This is a genomic window from Geobacillus sp. G4, from assembly GCF_040327975.1.
In the GTDB taxonomy this organism is placed as follows: Bacteria; Bacillota; Bacilli; order Bacillales; family Anoxybacillaceae; genus Geobacillus; species Geobacillus thermoleovorans.
Window position 1 is genome coordinate 149393 of sequence record NZ_JBEPJY010000002.1, and the last position, 15176, is coordinate 164568.

Annotated in this window: 15 protein-coding genes and 1 other annotated feature; all 15 genes read right to left on the bottom strand. The window is 54.2% G+C overall.

All coding sequences use genetic code 11. The annotated features are described in order from the left end of the window. Nucleotides 1-15: 15 nt before the first annotated feature. Complete coding sequence (locus ABS784_RS03005) at nucleotides 16-1563, bottom strand: 2-isopropylmalate synthase (protein ID WP_014196460.1); 1548 nt, start codon at nucleotides 1561-1563, stop codon at nucleotides 16-18. Further along, a complete protein-coding gene (gene ilvC / locus ABS784_RS03010; protein WP_014196461.1) occupies nucleotides 1550-2575 on the bottom strand; it encodes a ketol-acid reductoisomerase in 1026 nt (341 codons plus the stop codon). Before ilvC ends, ABS784_RS03005 begins: the two co-directional genes overlap by 14 nt. Before the next feature lie 102 nt (nucleotides 2576-2677). Then, a complete protein-coding gene (ilvN, locus tag ABS784_RS03015) occupies nucleotides 2678-3196 on the bottom strand; it encodes an acetolactate synthase small subunit (RefSeq protein ID WP_011232136.1) in 519 nt (172 codons plus the stop codon). Next, on the bottom strand, nucleotides 3175-4914 hold the full coding sequence (gene ilvB / locus ABS784_RS03020; protein WP_031206388.1) for an acetolactate synthase large subunit: 1740 nt from the start codon (nucleotides 4912-4914) through the stop codon (nucleotides 3175-3177). Before ilvB ends, ilvN begins: the two co-directional genes overlap by 22 nt. Nucleotides 4915-4984: 70 nt before the next feature. Further along, nucleotides 4985-5251 (bottom strand) — a binding site (T-box leader). A 22-nt stretch (nucleotides 5252-5273) separates the two neighbouring features. Then, nucleotides 5274-6173, bottom strand: coding sequence for a branched-chain-amino-acid transaminase (gene ilvE, locus ABS784_RS03025; RefSeq protein WP_011232138.1), 900 nt, complete (start codon nucleotides 6171-6173; stop codon nucleotides 5274-5276). Nucleotides 6174-6687: 514 nt separating this feature from the next. Further along, on the bottom strand, nucleotides 6688-7194 hold the full coding sequence (locus tag ABS784_RS03030) for a metallophosphoesterase family protein (protein ID WP_011232139.1): 507 nt from the start codon (nucleotides 7192-7194) through the stop codon (nucleotides 6688-6690). Further along, entirely contained in the window at nucleotides 7191-7805 is a 615-nt protein-coding gene (locus tag ABS784_RS03035; RefSeq protein ID WP_011232140.1) for an XTP/dITP diphosphatase, read from the bottom strand. The genes ABS784_RS03030 and ABS784_RS03035 overlap by 4 nt, the downstream gene beginning before the upstream one ends. After that, the gene (rph, locus tag ABS784_RS03040) at nucleotides 7802-8572 is read right to left on the bottom strand and encodes a ribonuclease PH (RefSeq protein ID WP_011232141.1); all 771 of its coding nucleotides are present in this window, start codon (nucleotides 8570-8572) and stop codon (nucleotides 7802-7804) included. The genes ABS784_RS03035 and rph overlap by 4 nt, the downstream gene beginning before the upstream one ends. A 151-nt stretch (nucleotides 8573-8723) precedes the next feature. After that, the gene (locus tag ABS784_RS03045; protein ID WP_011232142.1) at nucleotides 8724-9797 is read right to left on the bottom strand and encodes a GerMN domain-containing protein; all 1074 of its coding nucleotides are present in this window, start codon (nucleotides 9795-9797) and stop codon (nucleotides 8724-8726) included. A gap of 104 nt (nucleotides 9798-9901) precedes the next feature. After that, entirely contained in the window at nucleotides 9902-10696 is a 795-nt protein-coding gene (gene racE / locus ABS784_RS03050) for a glutamate racemase (protein ID WP_110107678.1), read from the bottom strand. Nucleotides 10697-10705: 9 nt separating this feature from the next. Continuing rightward, nucleotides 10706-11149 (bottom strand): MarR family winged helix-turn-helix transcriptional regulator, encoded by a 444-nt coding sequence (locus tag ABS784_RS03055; protein WP_014196465.1) that lies wholly within the window; start codon nucleotides 11147-11149, stop codon nucleotides 10706-10708. Nucleotides 11150-11357: 208 nt separating this feature from the next. Then, the gene (locus ABS784_RS03060) at nucleotides 11358-11582 is read right to left on the bottom strand and encodes a helix-turn-helix domain-containing protein (protein WP_008881129.1); all 225 of its coding nucleotides are present in this window, start codon (nucleotides 11580-11582) and stop codon (nucleotides 11358-11360) included. Between the two features lie 233 nt (nucleotides 11583-11815). Continuing rightward, nucleotides 11816-12577, bottom strand: a complete 762-nt coding sequence (sdhB, locus tag ABS784_RS03065) for a succinate dehydrogenase iron-sulfur subunit (RefSeq protein ID WP_011232145.1) — start codon at nucleotides 12575-12577, stop codon at nucleotides 11816-11818. 1 nt (nucleotide 12578) lies between these two features. Further along, complete coding sequence (gene sdhA, locus ABS784_RS03070) at nucleotides 12579-14336, bottom strand: succinate dehydrogenase flavoprotein subunit (RefSeq protein ID WP_011232146.1); 1758 nt, start codon at nucleotides 14334-14336, stop codon at nucleotides 12579-12581. A gap of 169 nt (nucleotides 14337-14505) precedes the next feature. Then, nucleotides 14506-15114, bottom strand: coding sequence for a succinate dehydrogenase cytochrome b558 subunit (locus ABS784_RS03075; RefSeq protein WP_011232147.1), 609 nt, complete (start codon nucleotides 15112-15114; stop codon nucleotides 14506-14508). Between the last annotated feature and the right edge of the window lie 62 nt (nucleotides 15115-15176).

The window sequence follows — 15176 nt, forward strand, 5'->3', positions numbered from 1 at the left end:
TGAATCCCCCCGTTTTTATGGTGTTGCCACTTTCTCGTTTTCGCCGCGCATCGCTTCGATCATAAACACACGGTTGATGGCGTTGATGTACGCTTTCGCCGATGCTTCCAACACGTCTTGTGCAGTGCCGCGCCCGCTCGTCTCGATGTCATGGGCGCGCACTTTGACGAACACTTGGGCCAACGCATCGCGGCCGCCGCCGACCGATTCGATCCGGTAGTCAAGCAGCGTCACCGGCGTTTGGAAGCAACGTTCCAATGTATTGTACAGCGCCTCGACGCTGCCGGCGCCGGTCGCCGCTTCTTGGATTTCATTCCCCTTCCCGTCTTTCAGTACAACTACCGCTGTCGGAATTTGATTCGTCCCGTATTGCACTTGAATGGAAGACAATTGGTAAAAATCTTTAAAGTGGTCGAACTTCTCTTCGAAAATCAACGCGATTAAATCGTCGTCGGTAATGTCCTTCTTTTTGTCCGCCAATTCTTTAAAACGGACAAACAGCTGATTGATTTCTTCATCGGACAACGTGTAGCCGAGCTCCTCAACCCGGTTGCGAAGCGCATGGCGGCCGGAATGTTTGCCGAGCACCATCGAATTCGACGGCACGCCGACGAGCTCCGGCGAAATGATTTCGTATGTCGTTTTTTCTTTTAAGACGCCGTCTTGATGGATGCCCGATTCATGCGCAAACGCGTTTTTGCCGACGACCGCTTTGTTGGGTGGAACGACGACCCCGGTCAGCTTGCTGACAAGATTGCTTGTGCGCTTAATTTCCTGCAAATTGAGGCGCGTTTCCACTTGATAGTAGTCTTTGCGGATGTGAAGGGCGACAGCGATTTCCTCAAGCGCCGCATTGCCGGCCCGCTCGCCGATGCCGTTGATCGTGCACTCGACCTGCGTCGCTCCATGTTCAATGGCCGACAGCGAGTTCACCACCGCCATGCCCAAGTCATCATGACAATGAGCGGAGAGTGAAACCTTTTCAATATTCGGAACATTGTTTTGCAAATAGAGGAAAATTTCCCCGTATTCTTTCGGCGTAATATAGCCGACCGTATCCGGAATGTTGATCACCGAGGCGCCGGCTTTGATCACTTCGGCGACGATTTTCGCCAAAAACGGCAACTCGCTTCGGCACGCATCTTCCGCCGACCATTGGACGATCGGGAAAAAGCGCTTCGCGTATTTCACCGCCTCAACCGCCGCTTCAATCACTTGTTCCGGCGTCATCCGCAATTTATGCACCATATGGATCGGCGAGGTGGCGATGAATAGGTGGAGCCGCGGCTCCGCGCCGCCTTTTAACGCCTCCCACGCCGCATCAATGTCGCTTCGGACCGAGCGCGACAGCCCGGTGACCGAGCATGTTCTCACCGTTTCGGCAATTTGTTTGACCGCCTCAAAATCGCCTTTCGATGAGGCGGGGAAACCCGCCTCGATGATGTCAACCCGCAGCCGTTCAAGTTGACGGGCAATTTCCAACTTTTCTTGCAAATTCAAGTTCACACCAGCGGATTGTTCCCCATCACGCAATGTGGTATCAAAAAACTTAATTTTTCGCACCTGGCACCACCGCCTCGATTTGTTTTGCCTTCACAAACGGCATCATGCTTCGCAGTTCGCGTCCGACAATCTCAATCAAATGCTCATTCTCACGCCGGTTGATGGCGTTGAACTCCGGACGGTTCGCTTGGTTTTCCAAAATCCAGCTCTTCGCGAATTTGCCGGTTTGAATGTCATCGAGCACCTTTTTCATTTCCGCTTTCACAGCGTCGTTAATAATGCGCGGGCCGGTGATAAAGTCGCCCCATTGCGCCGTATCGGAAATCGAATAGCGCATCCACGACAAACCGCCTTCGTAAAGGAGATCGACGATGAGCTTCATCTCATGCAAACACTCAAAATAGGCGACTTCCGGCTGATACCCGGCTTCAACGAGCGTTTCAAACCCGGCTTTAATGAGCGCCGTCAGCCCACCGCACAGCACCGCTTGTTCACCGAACAAGTCGGTTTCCGTCTCTTCTTTGAACGTCGTCTCCAACACCCCAGCTCGAGCAGCGCCGATCGCTTTCGCGTAGGCGAGCGCCGTTTCTTTCGCGTGTCCGGTCACATCTTGGTAGACGGCGATGAGCGCCGGCACGCCCGCTCCTTCCGTATATGTGCGCCGCACGAGATGGCCTGGGCCTTTCGGCGCAACCAAGAAGACGTCAACATGATTCGGTGGGACAATTTGGCTGAAATGGATGTTAAAGCCGTGCGCAAACACAAGCGCATTGCCTGGCTCGAGTTCCGGCTCGATTTCCTCTTTGTACACGGCCGGCTGCTTCTCATCCGGCAGCAGCACCATGACGATATCAGCCTGCTTCGCCGCTTCGCGGACTGAATACACCTCAAATCCGTCTTGTTCTGCCTGCTCCCACGATTTTCCTTTTCGCAGTCCGACGATGACGCGAACGCCGCTGTCGCGCAAGTTTTGCGCATGGGCGTGGCCTTGCGAGCCGTAGCCGATGATCGCGACCGTTTTCCCTTGCAAATATTGTTCGTTTGCATCCCCGTTATAGTAGACTTTTGCCATGATTACCCTCTCCTTTGTTCTGTAGTTTGACAATCCCTACGCTTGGCCGCCCCTTGTTTGGCGGTTCCATGAAGCAATCAGCGCTGTTTTGTATGATAGCTGTTAAATAATGAACGCCGTTTTCTGATTCGTCGTCGCTTTTTGCGCCCCGCGGGTGAACGCGGTCGTTCCCGTGCGCGCCACTTCCTTAATGCCGTACGGGCGCAATAGTTCAATCAACGCCTCGACTTTCTCCGGCTCGCCGGTCACTTGAATGACGAGGCTGTCTTTGCTTACGTCGACGATCGAGGCGCGAAACGGCTCGATGAGCGTGTAAATTTCCTGGCGGACCGCCGGAGGAGCGGCAACTTTAATGAGCGCCAGCTCGCGGGCGACGATCGCTTGGTCGGTGATGTCATTCACCTTCAACACATCAATCTGCTTGTTCAGCTGCTTAATGATTTGCTCCGCCGTCCGTTCATCGTCAACGTTGACGACGAACGTCATCCGCGAAATGCCCTCGATTTCCGTATGCCCGACCGTAATGCTTTCGATATTGTAATGCCGCTTTGTAAACAACCCGGTAATGCGGTTTAAGACGCCGGGGCGGTTGTTGACTGTCATCGTGATGATTCTTCGCATGCTTTCACCCCCACCATTTCATGAAGCCCTTTGCCGGGCGCCACCATCGGATAGACGTTCTCGTCGGCGCGGACATGGAAATCAAGCAACACCGGCCCATCCATCGCAAACGCTTGTTTTAACACTTCGGCCGCTTCCGCCTCCGTCTTCGCCCGCAGACCTGGCATCCCGTATGCTTCGGCAAGCTTGACGAAATCCGGCTGGTTCGGAATGAGCGAATGGGAGTACCGTTTGTCATAGAACAGCTCCTGCCATTGCCGCACCATGCCGAGCGCCTGGTTGTTGACGATGACGATTTTGATCGGCAGCCGTAGCTCCTGGATGACCGACAGTTCTTGGAACGTCATTTGGAAGCCGCCGTCGCCGACGATCGAAACGACCGTAGCGCTCCGATCGGCGAGCTGGGCGCCGATCGCTGCCGGAAGCCCGAAGCCCATCGTGCCGAGCCCCCCGGACGTCACCCACCGGTGCGGCCGGTTGAACTTGTAATATTGCGCCGCCCACATTTGATGCTGGCCGACGTCCGTCGTCACGATCGCCTCGCCGTTTGTCATTTCATAGATCATCTCGATCAGTTTTTGCGGTTTGATCGTGCCGGCTTCCGGCTCATAATGGAGCGGGAAGCGCCGCTTCCATTCATCAAGCTGCGTGAGCCACGCCGCCGTGTCCGCCGGCTTGCCTTGCTGGGCGATCAGCTCTTGCAAGGCGGCTTTTGCATCGCTGACGATTGGAATTTTCGTCGGCACGTTTTTGCCGATTTCCGCCGGATCGATGTCGATATGGGCGACGGTCGCTTTCGGCGCGAAATATTTTAAATTGCCGGTGACCCGGTCATCGAAGCGGGCGCCGATGTTGATGAGCAAATCGCATTCACACAGCGCCATATTCGCCGTATACGTACCGTGCATGCCGGCCATGCCTAAAAACAGCGGATGGTCGGCCGGGAAACCGCCAAGGCCAAGGAGCGTATGAATGACCGGAATGTTTTGCTGTTCGGCGTATTGCCGCAATTCATTGGACGCATTGGCGTGCAAGATGCCAGCGCCGGCTAAAATGACCGGCCGCTTTGATTGGCTGACCGCCTCGACAAGCCGGCGGATTTGCCAATGGTTCGGCTGCGTCGTCGGCTGATAGCCAGGCAAATGAACGTCTTGATCGTAATCAAACTCCCCTTCGGCCGTCGTAATGTCTTTTGGAATATCGATCAACACCGGTCCGGGGCGCCCGGTCGTCGCAATGTGAAACGCCTCTTTAATGATTCTCGGCAGCTCGCTGATGTCGCGCACTTGGTAGTTGTGTTTCGTAATCGGCATCGTAATGCCGACAACGTCCGCCTCCTGAAACGCATCCGAGCCGATGACGCTCGTGGCCACTTGCCCGGTAAAGACGACGAGCGGCAGCGAATCCATCATCGCGTCGGTCAACCCGGTGACGATGTTGGTCGCTCCCGGGCCGGAGGTGGCGATGACGACCCCTGGTTTTCCAGAAATGCGCGCATATCCTTCCGCCGCATGGATGGCCCCTTGCTCATGCCGCGTCAGCACGTGGAACACGCCGGCTTTATACAACTCGTCATACAGCGGGAGCACCGCCCCCCCCGGATAGCCGAAGATGACTTCGACTTTTTCTTCCTTGAGCGCTTCAATGAGCATCAGCGACCCGCTCATTCTCGCCTTCGTCCTCGCTTTTTCTTGTTCCTCGACTTTCATTTTTGTCATCGTCGATCCTCCCTGTGATTTGTCATCCATATAAAAAACCTTTCCGCCCACGATGGCTGTCATTTCCAGCCAAAGGGGCGAAAAGGTTTCCTTTCCGCGGTACCACCCTTCTTCACGGCCGTGACGGCCGCCTCAGGAGCGGCCAGCCGAAGCCGGCCGCTCATTTTGGTAACGAGTGAAGCGCGCGTCTCCACTCGTCCAGCCCTACTAGCCGTCCGGCGTTCAGGCTGGCGCTCAGAGGTGAGTTCATCAAGCGGCAACATCACCGGTTCGCAGCTCCCCCGGCTCTCTGTGGATGTTGACCCCGCTGACTACTTATCCTCGTCAACGCTTTTTCGCTATCCACTTGTCATGGACGATCAACCGACATTGGCGTTCGTCGGATACACCTTTACTCCTTCGACGACCACGCGGCGGCGAAATTCTTCAAGCAACCGCTTGGTATGCGGTCCCGGCGTCCCGTCGCCGATCGTCCGGCCATCGACTTTAATGACCGAAATGACTTCGGCCGCCGTCCCCGTCAAAAACACTTCATCCGCGACATAGACATCATGGCGGGTAAACGGCTCCTCTTTCACCGTATAGCCGAGATCCTCCGCGATTTCGATGATCGCTTGACGCGTAATGCCTTCAAGCGCCCCGACATACCCAGGCGGTGTGTAAATGACGCCGTTTTTGATGATGAAAACATTGTCTCCCGAACCTTCCGCGACATAGCCTTGATCGTTTAAGATCAGCGCTTCGCTTACGTTCGCCAAATGCGCCTCGATTTTGACAAGCACATTGTTTAGGTAGTTGAGCGATTTGACTTTCGGGCTCAGCACATCAGAGCGGTTGCGGCGCGTCGCCACTGTCACCACTTCGATGCCGGTTTCATATAAATGTTTCGGGAAGAGCGCGAGCGGCTCGACGATAATCACGATTTGCGGCGTTTTGCATTTGTACGGATCCAGTCCTAAATCGCCGACCCCGCGCGAAACGACCAGGCGGATGTATGCATCTTGATAGCCGTTGCGGCGGATCGTTTCGAGCACGTGGCCAATCATTTCTTCCTTCGTGTACGGAATGTCGAGCAAAATCGACTTCGCTGAATTGTATAGCCGATCTATATGTTCTTCGAGGCGGAATACGTTGCCGCTATAGACGCGAATGCCTTCAAATACCCCGTCGCCATACAAAAACCCATGGTCATACACGGAAATTTTGGCGTTTTCTTTTGTCACAAATTCTCCGTTTAAAAAGATCCATTGTTCGCCCACTTCGGTTCCCCTCTTCCTTGATCAGTCAGCAGTTGCTTTGAACGGCTCGATCATTGTATTGAGTCGTTTCTCTTATTTGAAAATTATAATAATCCGAAACCTTTGCGCCGTCAATAACGTTTTTTGAAAATTCCGATTGGTCAAACTATTTGAATGCGCTTACATTATGATAGAATCAAGGTTTTGCCGATATAAAAAAATTTTTTCTTTCTTTGCCGTCTCATAGAAAACGCCCTTGAGCGCAGTTCGCTCCTCATTCGATATGAACATAACGTGCTCAAGGCGCGCTCATTTTTCTGATAGAAAAGATCCGTAAGCAACGTTCGCTTCTCACTCGGACATGAAAATGACGAATCAAAACGATGCGCCTTTTTCCACTTCATCTCCCCAAAACGAAAAAAGGCGGCCCAAACACAGGCCCCCTTTCCAAACACGCTATATGGCACTTCCATTTTGAAAGCGAACCTGTTGAAGCGGCCTTGCTTACCGTGAAAAAGCCGGCGGTTTTGCCGGCTTAGATAGAAAACGTTTGTTCCATTTTGAGAATAGGCTGTCCATCCACTTCATAAAACTGGACGTGCGCCCGTCCGCTGTCGACCGTCAGCACCGCGTACGTTTTTTCTTTTCTTCCCCGCGGCAAGGCGATGCTGCCGGGATTGATGAACAGCAACCCATCGATTTGTTCAGCACCGGCCAAATGCGAGTGGCCGAAACAAACGACGTGAGCCCCTGTTTCTTGTGCGCGATAGGATAAACGCAAAAGCGACGTTTTCACCCCGTATAAATGGCCGTGGGTGACAAACAACCGAACGCCGCCCACCTCTTCGATGCGCTCAGCAGGAAACGCGGCGAAATCGCAGTTGCCGCGTACGACGGCAAACGGGGCAATCTCGTCCGCCCCCACCTCCAACTCCGAGTCGCCGCAATGGATAAACAAATCCGCTTCATGGCGATGACGGTTGACAATTGCAGCAAGTTCGGCAGTCAGCCCATGGCTGTCGCTCACAATCACCGCCTTCATTCCGTCCGCCCCTTTCCACCGACGATCTCCTCCCACTGCTCATCGAGCTTCGTCAGCGCCTTGGCGCGATGACTGATTTGATTTTTTTCCTCGGGCGCAAGCTCCGCCATCGTTTTTCCCCGCTCCGGAAGGTAAAAAACCGGATCATAGCCAAAGCCCCCCTCCCCACGCGGCGCTTCGGCGATATAACCATCGCATGTCGCTTCGACAACGGCGGTCGGCCGCCCTGGGATCGCGACGGCGAGCGCACAATGAAAACGAGCCGTGCGCTGCTCCATCGGCACCCCGTCAAGCTCGCGAAGCAGCTTGGCGATGTTGCGTGCATCGTTTTTATCTTCCCCGGCATAACGGGCCGAATGAACGCCCGGCCGGCCGCCGAGCGCATCGACCACGAGCCCGGAATCATCGGCGATCACCGGCCGCTTTAGACGCCGCGACGCCGCTTCTGCTTTGAGCACGGCATTTTCCGCAAACGTGCTTCCCGTTTCTGCGACATCCGGAGCGTCCGGAAAGTCAAGCAGCGATTTCACTTCGACGCCCCGCTTGGCAAACAAAGCGGCGAACTCGCGCACTTTGCCAGCGTTTTTGGTCGCGATGACAATCTCCTTCACTCTGTGTCCTCCTCTGCCGCTTCTTTTTTTTCGCCGATGCGCGCCGCCCACTCGCCCAATGCGCGGCGCTGAACGGCGATGAGCTGCTCGATGCCTATTTGCGCCGCTTCAAGCAATTCATCGAGCTCGGCGCGTGAAAAAACCGCTTCCTCTCCGGTCCCTTGAATCTCAACAAATTGACCGGCTCCGGTCATGACGACGTTCATATCCACTTTCGCCCGCGCATCCTCGTTGTAATCTAAATCAAGAATCACCCCATGCTCCGGATCGATGCCGACCGAGGTAGCGGCGAGAAAATCGCGGATCGGAAGCGCCTCGAGCCTCCCTTCTTCCACCAGTTTGGCAAGCGCCAACACAAGCGCCACATACGCACCGGTGATCGACGCCGTCCGCGTTCCGCCATCCGCCTGAATGACGTCGCAATCGATCCAAATGGTCCGCTCACCAAGCTGTTCAAGATCAACAACCGAGCGAAGCGCACGGCCGATTAAGCGCTGAATTTCCATCGTCCGCCCCGACACTTTTCCTTTGCTCGCTTCCCTCACATTCCGCTGCTCTGTCGCCCGCGGCAGCATCCCATATTCGGCCGTAATCCATCCTTTGCCGCCGCCGCGCATAAACGACGGCACTTTCTCTTCGACCGTCGCCGTGCAAATGACTTTCGTGTCGCCGACTTCAATGAGCACCGACCCTTCAGCGTGCTTCATGTAATGCGGGTGTATATGTACAGGGCGCAGCTCGCAACTGCTTCGTCCGTCCGCTCTCATCAACTGAGTCCTCCTTTTCTCCATCTTCAACGGAATGCCAGACACCGCATTTCTTTCCACCTAGCGAAAAAAAGAAAGAGGCGGAATACGTTTCCACCTCTTTGTTATACCATAACGTCCTATTCGTTTCCAGCCTGTCAGCACCAACCGGTTAAAATGTCCCGGTATTGACGTTTTGCGGCCGAGCGACCGGTTTGGTGAGCGGCTTGCCGTCTTCCGTGACAAGATTGGCTTTGCCATTGACTGTGATCGCCACGCTTTCGACTCCTTTTTGCTCAGTGAGCGACAAAACGAGGGAATTCAACACGACGTCGGAAATGACATTTTTCTTGTTGCTTCCATAAATGCCTTCGTTAAAGTTGAGCGTCACTTTGCCATCCTCATATTTCGGGGCATCGACAAGCTTCGCGTCCGGCTGAAAGACGCCGACAAGCCCGCTCCCTTGCTCTGGTCCTTGAATCAGTTCGTTGACGGCCGCGGCAATATCATCTTTCTCCTTATTGGACACACGCCGTGTCACCGGCACATAGTATGTGCTGTTCCCTTGTTGGGCGACAAAATAAACGGTGACTGGATGCGTATTCGTAATGTCTGGCACGCCGCTCGCTTCCATATTGATGCCGTCGGCGCGGCTTACCCCATCTTGAATCGGTGTTTTATTGACCGGCATCACGTTTTGATCGTAGCCGTTGATGCGGATTTTGACGCGCTTGATATTGTCAAATTGCGTCAACGTCCACGTAATGGACTGCAAAATTCGTTTTTCGTCCTCCGGCTTATAGTTTTTAAATTCCGGAGAAAAGTCGGCGATCAACGTTCCGTCTTTTTCCAATTTTGTGCCAAGCACCGTCGTTCCGGCCGGAATGACCGCGCGGAAGCCGTTCGGCAACATTTCTGACACAGGTCCGTCTTCAACCAAATATTCGAGTACTTGTTTCGCCACGGCCTGCGTTTTCGGCAATTCCACTGTTTGCGGCACGACAAAGCCGTTTTTGTCAATCAAGTACAGCTCTCTTTTCACCGTCTCGGTGGCCTTCGCTTTCTCCTTCTCTTCCTTTTGGCTTTCCGTCGCTTCCTGAAGCGCTTGGCCGTCTTTGACATAACTCGTCTCTTGCGGCGGATCGATCTCCTTCACCGCCTCATCTCGCCCAAACAAACCGCAGCCGCCAAGCAACAACAGCGAGGCGAGCAGCGGCGCCGCCCATATGTGAGTCGTCCGTTTCATTGACGTTCCCTCCTACTCGTAGTTTGTACTACTATGTATACGAGCCGTTTTCCAAAATAGAATAAAAAAATCCTTTAGCGCATGGACGCTAAAGGATTTGTTGGTTACAGCCGAATCGCTTCGACCGTGCCGATCGGCTTGCCAAACCACTTCCCGGAAATCTTTTCAAACAGCTCTTTCGGCCCAGTCGTGAAAAACAAATGCTCCGGTTCGCGCTCGCCGGTGTAAAGGAGCTGGCTGTGATGCAAAATCGCGCTCACTTCACGAGCTGTCTCACCGCCTGAGCAAATGAGCTTCACGCGTTGGCCCATATACGTGCGAATGAGCGGCGCGAGCAACGGATAATGCGTGCAGCCTAAAATCAGCACATCGATCGGCAGCGGTCGGAGCGGAGCGAGAGATTCGGCGACGATCGCCATCGCCTCCTGCCCTTCAAAGTCGCCGCTTTCCACCAGCGGAACGAATTTCGGACAGGCCAAGCTCTCGACTTGGACGCGCGGATTGATTGATTGAAGCGCCTTTTCATACGCCCGGCTTCGGATCGTGCCAATCGTGCCGATGACGCCGATGTGCCCGCGCCTAGTCGCTTTCAGGGCGGCGCGAGCGCCGGGATGAATAACGCCAAGCACAGGAATGTCAAGCTTCGCCCGCACGTCGTCAAGCGCGACCGCCGTCGCGGTGTTGCAGGCGATAACAAGCATTTTCAAGGGATATTGCCGCAAGTAATCAATCATTTGCCACGTAAATCGACGGACTTCTTCCACCGGCCGCGGCCCGTACGGGCAACGGGCGGTGTCGCCTAAGTAAATAATTTGTTCTTTCGGCAGCTGCCTCATAATTTCTTTGGCGACGGTCAAACCGCCGACTCCTGAGTCAATGACACCAATTGCTCTTTCCAAGTGATCGCCTCATTCTTTCGTCATTTCTTGATGCAATTTGCGCAAACAACGCTCAAAGACGACGATTTCCTCGTCTGAAAAGCTTTCAAGCACGCTCGCTAGATCGCGCTGGCGTTTCTCAATCACTTCTTCGATAATGCGCTCCCCTTTTTCAAGAAGGCGAATGCGGACGACGCGGCGGTCGTGTTCATCGCGGACTCTGGCGACAAGTCCGTTCCGCTCCATGCGGTCGACCAAGTCGGTCGTCGTGCTGCACGCCAAATACATTTTGTTCGATAACTCGCCGACCGTCAAGTCCCCTTCTTCAAGCAGCCACTGCAGGGCGACAAATTGCGGTGGGGTGATCGGATAGTTGGTTAAAATTTCACGGCCGCGCTGTTTCAAATTTGCGGCGATATAGCGAAGCAATTTTTCCAACTCGGCGACCGTTCTTTCATTCATCGCAGACGGCATACCATCTCTCCTTGATCGTTTCCGCGGCCAGCCTCAAACGGCGGCTTGCGCCGACAGCTATTCTTACTTTTCATTTTACAACACCGGCAAAGATAATCAACAAAAAAATGCGGCGGCCGCCGCGGACGAAGGCCGGACGGGCGCCAAGCCTCGTCCGGCCGCAAGGGAACATAACAGCCGGCTGTCCAACAAGGAAAGCCGGCATCGTTTATAGTTCAAGTTCGCCCATTCGAAGCAATTCAATGACAGCTTGCGAGCGCCCCTTGACCCCAAGCTTTTGCATCGCATTCGAAATATGGTTGCGGACCGTTTTCTCGCTGATAAACAGCTCTTTGGCGATCTCTTTCGTCGTCTTGTCTTGCACGAGCAATTCGAAGACTTCTTTTTCTCTTTTTGTCAAAAGCGGCTTCGATTGAAACGATTTGTCCTTCAACGGTTGTAACCCTCCTTGCTCTCAATGGGCCCGAACTGCCGGATGGGTATTTCCTCGCCATATCGTATGTGAGAGCAAGAGCGGCGGTGACGAAAATTTGCTTATCTAATAGAAAAATGGGTCTTTTTTTTCTTCATCTTTCGGTTCGCCGGAGACGGTTGGCTGCCGCTTGTCCAGAAAAACAAAAAATCCCCCTCATGTCTATTCGAATGAAGGGGATTTTGATTCTGCCGCTACACTTCGTCGCTGCCAAAGAAATCGCGGAACATTTGAATCGTCGTTTCGCGGTTTAACGCCGCGATCGATGTCGTCAACGGAATGCCCTTCGGGCACGATTGCACGCAGTTTTGCGAGTTGCCGCAGTTGGCCAGTCCGCCGTCGCCCATAATCGCCCGCAGCCGTTCGGCTTTATGCATCGCCCCGGTCGGGTGGGCGTTAAACAGCCGCACTTGCGACAGCGGCGCCGGGCCGATAAAGTTCGACTTGCTGTTGACGTTCGGGCACGCTTCGAGGCAGACGCCGCATGTCATGCATTTTGACAGCTCGTACGCCCATTGCCGCTTCCGCTCTGGCATGCGCGGCCCCGGACCCAAATCGTACGTTCCGTCGATCGGAATCCATGCTTTCACTCGCTTCAACGCGTCAAACATCCGGCTCCGATCGATGACCAAGTCGCGGATGACAGGGAATGTGCGCATCGGCTCAAGGCGGATCGGCTGCTCGAGTTTGTCAATGAGCGCGGCGCACGCCTGGCGCGGTTTGCCGTTAATGACCATCGAACAGGCTCCGCATACTTCTTCCAGACAGTTCATTTCCCAAGCGACCGGCGTCGTTTTTTCCCCTTTGGCGTTGACTGGATTGCGGCGAATTTCCATGAGCGCCGAAATGACGTTCATGTTCGGGCGGTACGGAATGACAAACTCTTCTTCATACGGCGCGGAATCCGGACGATCTTGGCGCGTGATGATCAAACGAACCGTTTTGTTCTCGCTCATCTTACTTCACTTCCTCTTTCTTTTTGCTGTAGTCGCGCTTGCGCGGTTTAATCAACGAGACGTCAACGTCTTCATAATGGAACGCCGGACCATCTGGCGTGTAGCGGGCCATCGTCGTTTTCAGCCACTCTTCGTCATTGCGCTCCGGAAACTCCGGCTTGTAGTGCGCCCCACGGCTTTCATTGCGATGGTAAGCGCCAAGCGTAATGACGCGGGCGAGCTGCAGCATGTTGTACAGCTGGCGGATAAACGTCGCTCCTTGGTTGCTCCATCTCGACGTGTCGGTGACGCTGATGTTTTTGTACCGCTCCATCAGCTCTTGAATTTTCTCATCCGTCTTCAGCAACCGGTCGTTGTAGCGGACGATCGTCACGTTCGCCGTCATCCATTCACCGAGCTCTTTATGCAGCACATAGGCGTTTTCCGTGCCGTCCATCGCCAAAATGTTCTCCCATTTTTCCTGCTCCCGTTTCACATAGCTGTCGTATAACGTCGACGGCATCGCATCCGCCGATTTCTCGAGGCCGCGGATGTAGCGGACGGCGTTCGGGCCGGCGACCATTCCGCCGTAAATCGCCGACAGAAGCGAGTTTGCCCCGAGGCGGTTCGCGCCGTGAATCGAATAGTCGCACTCGCCGGCAGCAAACAACCCTTTGATGTTCGTCATTTGGTCATAGTCGACCCATAAGCCGCCCATCGAGTAGTGAACGGCCGGGAACACCTTCATCGGCACTTTGCGCGGGTCTTCGCCCATGAACTTCTCGTAAATTTCGATAATGCCGCCGAGCTTAACATCCAACTCTTTCGGATCTTTATGTGACAAATCCAAATACACCATGTTTTCGCCGTTGATGCCGAGCTTCAAATCGACGCAGACGTGGAAAATTTCCCGTGCGGCGATGTCGCGCGGCACCAAGTTTCCGTAAGCCGGATATTTTTCCTCAAGGAAGTACCACGGTTTCCCGTCTTTATACGTCCAAATGCGTCCGCCTTCCCCGCGCGCCGATTCGCTCATAAGGCGGAGCTTGTCATCGCCCGGAATGGCGGTCGGGTGAATTTGGATGAACTCGCCGTTCGCGTAGTAAACGCCTTGCTGATAGGCGATCGAAGCCGCTGAACCAGTGTTGATGACCGAGTTCGTCGATTTCCCAAAAATGATCCCCGGGCCGCCGGTCGCCAAAATGACGGCATCGGCTGGAAACGCTTTGATTTCCATGGACCGCAAATCTTGTGCGACGATGCCGCGGCAGATTTGCTCGTCATCCAAAACGACGCCTAAAAACTCCCAATGCTCGTACTTCGTGACGAGCCCGGCCACTTCATGGCGGCGCACCTGTTCATCAAGTGCATACAAAATTTGTTGGCCAGTCGTGGCTCCAGCATAGGCGGTCCGGTGATGCTGCGTCCCCCCGAAACGACGGAAATCAAGCAACCCTTCCGGCGTCCGGTTGAACATGACGCCCATCCGATCGAGCATGTAAATAATCCCCGGCGCCGCTTCACACATCGCTTTGACCGGAGGCTGGTTCGCCAAGAAGTCCCCGCCATAGACGGTGTCGTCAAAATGCTCCCACGGCGAGTCGCCTTCCCCTTTCGTGTTGACCGCTCCGTTAATGCCGCCTTGGGCACAGACGGAGTGAGAACGCTTTACCGGAACGAGCGAAAACAGTTCGACAGGCACTCCTGCTTCGGCGATTTTAATCGTGGCCATCAAACCGGCCAGCCCACCGCCAACAACGATGATTTTCCCTTTTTTCATAGCTACTCACTCCCTAATAGATTGCTGCTTTTGCTTGCATGCCGCACGTTTTGCCTTGCCGGCCCGCCATCGACCAAGCGATCGTTCGGCGAACGGCTAAGACGCGATCTGTCACGAGCCAACGCAGCAGTTCATCGTCGAATCATTCCCTAGGAATGGAACGCTTGTCTTACGCAAACGCCAAGATGGCGCGAATGCCGACAATGGAAAGCGCGATGAAAATGATCATCGTAATGTACGTAAATACTTGCTGCGAACGAGGGGACACCGTCAACCCCCAGCTGACGCAGAACGACCATAAGCCGTTGGCGAAGTGAAAGACCGTGGACAAGATTCCAACAATATAAAATCCGAGCATAAACGGATTGTCGACAATGTTGGCCATCATATCGTAGTTCACTTCGGCGCCGAATGCGGCTTGCACCCGCGTTTCATACACATGCCAGACGACAAAAATCAATGTAATGATGCCGGTGATCCGCTGAAGCATGAACATCCAGTTGCGAAAATAGCCGTACTGGCGAGTGTTGAATTTGGCTGTAAACGCGATATAAATGCCGTATACAGCGTGGAACAACAATGGAAGGAAAATAACAAAAATTTCAAGAAAATAGCGGAACGGCAAGTTTTCCATAAACGCCGCCGCCCGGTTAAACGCTTCCGGCCCACGGGTCGCAAAATGGTTGACGACCAAGTGCTGCACTAAAAAGATGCCGACGGGAACAACCCCCAGCAGCGAATGGAGCCGGCGATAGTAAAACTCGCGATTCCCTGCCATTATGTAAACCCCCTTCAATTGAATAAAAAATATGTCCCTCTCGCTCGCCATGCGGAAACGAA

Coding starts and splice junctions, on each gene's coding strand:
- ilvC (WP_014196461.1), bottom strand. CDS start 2,575: ATGGCAAAAGTCTACTATAACGGGGATGCAAACGAACAATATTTGCAA.
- ilvN (WP_011232136.1), bottom strand. CDS start 3,196: ATGCGAAGAATCATCACGATGACAGTCAACAACCGCCCCGGCGTCTTA.
- ilvB (WP_031206388.1), bottom strand. CDS start 4,914: ATGACAAAAATGAAAGTCGAGGAACAAGAAAAAGCGAGGACGAAGGCG.
- ABS784_RS03030 (WP_011232139.1), bottom strand. CDS start 7,194: ATGAAGGCGGTGATTGTGAGCGACAGCCATGGGCTGACTGCCGAACTT.
- rph (WP_011232141.1), bottom strand. CDS start 8,572: ATGAGAGCGGACGGACGAAGCAGTTGCGAGCTGCGCCCTGTACATATA.
- ABS784_RS03045 (WP_011232142.1), bottom strand. CDS start 9,797: ATGAAACGGACGACTCACATATGGGCGGCGCCGCTGCTCGCCTCGCTG.
- ABS784_RS03055 (WP_014196465.1), bottom strand. CDS start 11,149: ATGCCGTCTGCGATGAATGAAAGAACGGTCGCCGAGTTGGAAAAATTG.
- sdhB (WP_011232145.1), bottom strand. CDS start 12,577: ATGAGCGAGAACAAAACGGTTCGTTTGATCATCACGCGCCAAGATCGT.
- sdhA (WP_011232146.1), bottom strand. CDS start 14,336: ATGAAAAAAGGGAAAATCATCGTTGTTGGCGGTGGGCTGGCCGGTTTG.
- ABS784_RS03075 (WP_011232147.1), bottom strand. CDS start 15,114: ATGGCAGGGAATCGCGAGTTTTACTATCGCCGGCTCCATTCGCTGCTG.